Below are 5,251 nucleotides of genomic sequence, written 5' to 3' on the forward strand. Positions count from 1 at the left end.
CCGCCCAGCTCTGCGAACGAGTGCGCCAGGGCCTTGTACCCCAGGCGATCGAGAAAAACGACAAAAGCCCCGTTACCATTGCCGATTATGGTGCCCAGGCGATCATCTGCAAGGCTCTGTCTGCCGCGTTTCCTGGCGATCCGGTGGTGGGTGAGGAGGATACCACTGACCTGCGCCAGCCCGACGCCGTCCCCGTTCTCGCCGCTGTTACCGAGCAGGTACAGCAGCTGGTGCCCAGCGCCACCGATGCCAACATTCTCAGCTGGATTGACCACGGCAACGGCAGCGTCGCCCCTCGCTACTGGACCCTCGACCCCATCGACGGCACCAAGGGCTTTTTGCGCGGCGACCAGTACGCGATCGCCCTGGCCCTAGTCGTGGATGGCGATATCAAGGTAGGAGTGCTGGGCTGCCCCTTTTTGAGCTTTGGCGGCGAAACCGGGCTGCTGTTTGTCGCGGTGCGTGGCGAAGGAGCGACGATGGTACCCCTGGCCGGGGGCAATCCCCAGCCGCTGAAGGTGACTGAGGCTAGCGATCGCGACCATTTTCGCGTGGTTGAGAGTGTCGAATCGGGCCACGGCGACCTTGGCCAGCAGGGGCAGGTTGCCCAGGCCGTCGGAATTACCACCCCCTCTCTGCGGATGGATAGCCAGGCCAAGTACGCCGCCGTCGCCGCCGGGCAGGCCGCCCTCTACCTGCGCCTGCCCTCTCCCAAAACCCCCGACTACCGCGAAAAAATTTGGGACCACGCCGCCGGAGTGCTGGTGGTCGAAGAAGCCGGGGGCCGCGTCACCGACATGCACGGTAAGCCGCTAGATTTCGCCAGCGCCGCCCGCTTTCCCAACAACCCTGGGGTCGTCGCCAGCAACGGCAGCATCCACGACGCGGTACTAAAGGCATTAGCTGAGTAATGAGACTTATAGCAAGGGATGTGCCGTTGGGGGATAGAGAGGGTGTTTTACATCGAGTTCGCCTTGAGAAACCCCGCTTCAAAACATGGATCTCCTAGAGGCATTGCTATGCAATATCTCTATAAGCCAAGGGAGGAAAAATGGAAGATAGACAGATCTTGTCTACCTATCTACCCCTGAGAGGGCTAATATGCAGACTGCTTGCCGCCTATCTACCTTCTGAGGGTGATTATGGGGCAGATAGTCCGCATGTCTACCCCATAGTGGGGATATAGGCAGACGAGATCAGTCCAACAACTTTTAGAACTCATGAGGCTAGTTGCGATGTACAGCCCCATACAGGATGGTATAGATAAATCAGTTCGATCGTCACAGTATTCAGAAGTACAGCCTCCCAGAAGCCTTGCTGGGTTGGTGCATTGCTTTTGGGAACTCAAAACAATCACTGAACTGCTAGACGATTTTCACTATCACGCATTACCTGATGCTTGCGTGAACATTCTGTTCAACCAAGTCGACACCGACATAGCGGGAGTAACGGCACTTCGCACCAAGGCTGAAGTATTAAACCTTGGAAAATCATTTCACTATGTTGGTATTCAGTTTTATCCAGGGGTGTGGCAGGGTAAACAGGAGAAGATATTCGATAGCTATGTAGGAACGCCCTATTTAGGCAGTTTGCCACTGATACAAGTAAGTAAAAATATTAAAGATCTGAATTTTAATAGTAAACTGTCGGCACTTTCAGATTTAGTTGAGTGGTTTCTTAAAGAAGAATTGATAAAATATAATGCTCTGACAGCGGGAATTCTGGAGCAACTCGATCGAATTCATACAGTGGCAGACATGGCAAGAATTGCGAAATTATCACCACGTCAGCTTCAGCGAGAACTGAAACGAATAACTGGCTTCTCGCCACACGATTTTCTTAAAGTACTGCGCGTACAGCAATCGTTCAGAAGGCACTACCTTGAATTGTACGCAGACCAGTCTCACTATATTCATTCATTTCGCAAGGTCACTGGTTATACACCCGCGAAGTACACCGCCAAGTTTGATGTCTGATTTCTACAATACAAGCCGCAACGCGCTAGATACACTATAGGCTCCACGATCGACTTGGAGAATGAGATGGAGAAGCCTAATGCAATCGGCTGGTTTGATATTTACGTAGAAGATATGGATCGAGCTGTGAGGTTCTATGAGCACGTACTCGGTCAGAAACTGGAGCAGATTGTTGATCCGACAGGCGAAACACAAATGATGAGCTTTTCGGCAAATATGGAAGCGTATGGTGCATCTGGTGCTTTAGTAAAATCGAAACATTCTCGCCCCGGAGTTGGTGGCACGATGGTTTACTTCAGTGTTGAAGATTGTTCTGTACAAGAGTCCCGAATCATTGCGGCAAATGGTAAGATCGTCAGATCAAAGTTCTCGATTGGGGAGTTTGGGTGGCTGACTCTGTGCGTAGACACTGAGGGCAATATGTTTGGTCTTAACTCAATGAACTGACTGGTGTGAACGATCAATTTCTGGTTAATTGCTATCCAAGATGCTTTCCGATGCGATTGGTGAGTTCTAACAATCCGCCTGCACGCCGACCGTATGAGATTTGTCGGTTTAGACCGCAAAATTATTAGCGGCGGGTGAGGCGGAACGTTATATGGCTTCTACATATTGCTCTTTGCGATCGCAGATCTCTTAGAGGTTTAGCTTAGTTGGCAAAACCCAACACCACCGCTACTTCTTTAAAGCACCGTGGGGGCATTCCCCCCTTAGATTTGTTGGGCTTCCTTCGCCAAACCGACCGACAAATTGTGGGTTTGATAGACCACTAATCAAGGCTGTAGAGCGGACGCGACGACTCCTGCGCCTCAACATCCTCCCGCAGCCACACCTGGCGGGGCGAGCCAATGGCGATGTGGTGACGGTCAAGGGCCATCTTCAACCGCCGTCGAAACTCCATTGATACCAGCCACTGCTTCAGCGGAATCGTCTTGATCCAAATCCGAATCAGAATGCCGCTGTGAGAAATCTCCTGCACCCCAAAAAATTCGTGGGTGTCTAAAATCTGCGGCCCCCATTCCGGGTCGGCGGCTAGCTCATCAGCGGTTTCGCGCACCACTGCCAGCGCCTGGTTAACGTCGGTATTGTAGGCCACCTCCACATCGATGGTGGTGCGCGACCAGTGGCGGGTCATGTTGCGCACGTGGGTAATCGAGCTATTGGGTAGAGTAATCAGCTCGCCAGCCGGGTTGCGCAGCTGGGTCACGCGCAGGTTGAGGTTTTCGACAAAGCCGTCGATGTCACCCACCATAATTACATCACCAATCCGAAACTGATCTTCCAGCAAAATCAAAAAGCCATTGACCAGATCTTTGACCAGGTTTTGGGACGCAAACGACAGCACCAAGGCCACCAGCGTCCCCAGGGCCAGCACCGACCCCGGCACCAGGCTGAGCCACTGGAGCACCCAGATTAAGCCAATGATGTAGACCACTACTGTTTTAACGCCCTTAATCACCTGAGCGATCGTGTGGATGCGCTGCAGGTTGGTCGAGGTCATTGGCTGCCCCTTAGCAAACTTTTGAATGAACCGATCGACCGCCAGGTTAATCAGGCGATCGATCAGCCCCACCACAAACCAGGTGAGCAAAATCACCACCGGAGCCAGCACCATTTTTTGGGCAAACTGGCGGGTCTGGGGGAACAGATTAAAGCTGTAGGCCATGCTGAGCGCCCACATTGACGCCACGCCCCAAAACAAAAGCCATCGCACCAGCCGCACCCCCTGAAGCTGGTGCTCTAGCTTCAGGTGCTGGTACAGCCCATGGCGCAGCTGTGGATCTTGATGGCCGTGGGGCGGGTGATCGGCCCCTCCGGCTTCGTGCAGCTGGGCCTCAATTAGCGCCGACTCCGCTGTTCGGCGCTGGTGCAGCCGGTGCTCGTAGCGCCCCAGCCAGACCCGAAGGGCAAACAAGATCAGGCTCAAAACCAGCGTAGTCACCATCACCTGGACGGCTGTGGTAACTTGCTGCCGCAGTGCTTCTGGCTGGCGTTGGGCCACCGCCTGGCGCAGCTCCTGACTCAAAATTTCCTCCCACTGCTCGGCCAAGACTTGCTTACTGGAGGCCACGTGGTATTGCACATCGGTATCGGTCACAGTCAGCAATACCCTTGGCTCAGCCAGGCCCGCATCTTGGGCAAACAAAACCGGGTAGTTGTCGATATCTTTGATCACCACCTCCAGGGTCTCGGGGTTGAGCGGGGTGGCCGACGCCTGGGCCGCCGGAAACAGACGCTGTAAATTAGCTTCGATCTGCCGCGCCCGCACCTCCACTGGCAGCTGGTTGACAATCTCGGTCCGATTAAAGACTACGGGTGAGGCCACCCTAAACAGGACTTGGCCATCGAGCTGAACCGCCGCCGACTCTAGATTACCGCTCCGCTCGACGTTGATGGGCAGGGGCTCGCTGCTGCCACTAGAGGGGGGAATGGGCAGCAGCTGGGCCAAAGCGCTAGTTGAGGGCAGTACCAAACTGGATAGGACCACCAGAAGCAGGGTAAGACCCGCCACAACAACCTGGCGCAGCAGTCGGGTTCGGAGCCAGGGGGGAAGTTTGAGCATAGGACGGGCTTTTCCGCAAGCGTTCAAACACAAGTTAACCCTTAAACCCAAAGTGTCAAGTTAAATTGCGAACAGTTAGGGCAAACAGTTTAGGCCGGGCTGTCGGGGGCAACACCGTATAGCTCCCGCACCGACTCTTGCACCAGCACCGCCAGGGTTGCGATCCCCAGCACAGTACCCAGCGGCGTAAACAGCAGTGCCCCACAAGCTACTACGACGCTAAACCAGTAGTGTTTGTGCCGCCGCAAACAGCCGCCCGAAACAATCAGCGCGATCGCCAGCACCAGACCATAGACAAACAGCGCCAGGCCGATCGCCAAAAAAATCAGCCCAGCGGCAAACGGTGGCAGCTCACTATCGCCGCTGGTCATACTCTCTGGGGCCAGCAGCACTACCCCGCCGATCGCCACAAACACCAGCGGCAGCATCGCAAAGGCCAGCACCAGCCCCGCCACCACGTAGTGCAGCATCGCCAATACCTTCAACCGCTCAATGTCCTGACTGGGGGGCAGCGGGGTCATGATAGAAAAATCTCAATTAATACATCCTCTACACAGATCTTGTACCGCCTAGCGCCCCGGCTTAGGATAGTGTGTCTCAACATTAAGCGGGTGCAGAGCAAGATCGGCTGCGATCTCGAACTCTACCGAAAACCATTCCACATTCCCCCACCCGGAGCGGCCCGACCCCATGGGAAGTGTCATCGTTTCAC

The 5,251-nt window shown here is 54.7% G+C and carries 5 protein-coding genes; 3 read left to right on the forward strand and 2 right to left on the reverse strand.

What is annotated here, in order from left to right; genetic code table 11:
* The 3 genes from IQ273_RS29965 to IQ273_RS29975 form a co-directional block, all read left to right on the forward strand.
* The coding region (locus tag IQ273_RS29965; RefSeq protein ID WP_194026753.1) for a 3'(2'),5'-bisphosphate nucleotidase at positions 1-911 on the forward strand (911 nt) is incomplete at its 5' end.
* A gap of 324 nt (positions 912-1,235) precedes the next feature.
* Positions 1,236-1,976: a DUF6597 domain-containing transcriptional factor gene (locus IQ273_RS29970; protein WP_194026754.1), complete on the forward strand. Its 741-nt coding sequence runs from the start codon at positions 1,236-1,238 to the stop codon at positions 1,974-1,976.
* 66 nt (positions 1,977-2,042) lie between these two features.
* Complete coding sequence (locus IQ273_RS29975; RefSeq protein ID WP_194026755.1) at positions 2,043-2,423, forward strand: VOC family protein; 381 nt, start codon at positions 2,043-2,045, stop codon at positions 2,421-2,423.
* Between the two features lie 322 nt (positions 2,424-2,745).
* Here the strand turns inward: IQ273_RS29975 and IQ273_RS29980 are convergent, their stop codons facing one another.
* On the reverse strand, positions 2,746-4,539 hold the full coding sequence (locus IQ273_RS29980) for a mechanosensitive ion channel family protein (protein WP_194026756.1): 1,794 nt from the start codon (positions 4,537-4,539) through the stop codon (positions 2,746-2,748).
* A gap of 89 nt (positions 4,540-4,628) precedes the next feature.
* A complete protein-coding gene (locus tag IQ273_RS29985; RefSeq protein ID WP_194026757.1) occupies positions 4,629-5,060 on the reverse strand; it encodes a hypothetical protein in 432 nt (143 codons plus the stop codon).
* Positions 5,061-5,251: the final 191 nt, after the last annotated feature.

Source organism: Nodosilinea sp. LEGE 07298 (assembly GCF_015207265.1).
Taxonomy (GTDB): domain Bacteria; phylum Cyanobacteriota; class Cyanobacteriia; order Phormidesmidales; family Phormidesmidaceae; genus Nodosilinea.

What these genes read in the sequence shown, in the direction of transcription:
- IQ273_RS29980 (WP_194026756.1), bottom strand. Translation starts at nt 4,539, where the DNA reads ATGCTCAAACTTCCCCCCTGGCTCCGAACCCGACTGCTGCGCCAGGTT.
- IQ273_RS29985 (WP_194026757.1), bottom strand. Translation starts at nt 5,060, where the DNA reads ATGACCCCGCTGCCCCCCAGTCAGGACATTGAGCGGTTGAAGGTATTG.
- IQ273_RS29975 (WP_194026755.1), top strand. Translation starts at nt 2,043, where the DNA reads ATGGAGAAGCCTAATGCAATCGGCTGGTTTGATATTTACGTAGAAGAT.
- IQ273_RS29970 (WP_194026754.1), top strand. Translation starts at nt 1,236, where the DNA reads ATGTACAGCCCCATACAGGATGGTATAGATAAATCAGTTCGATCGTCA.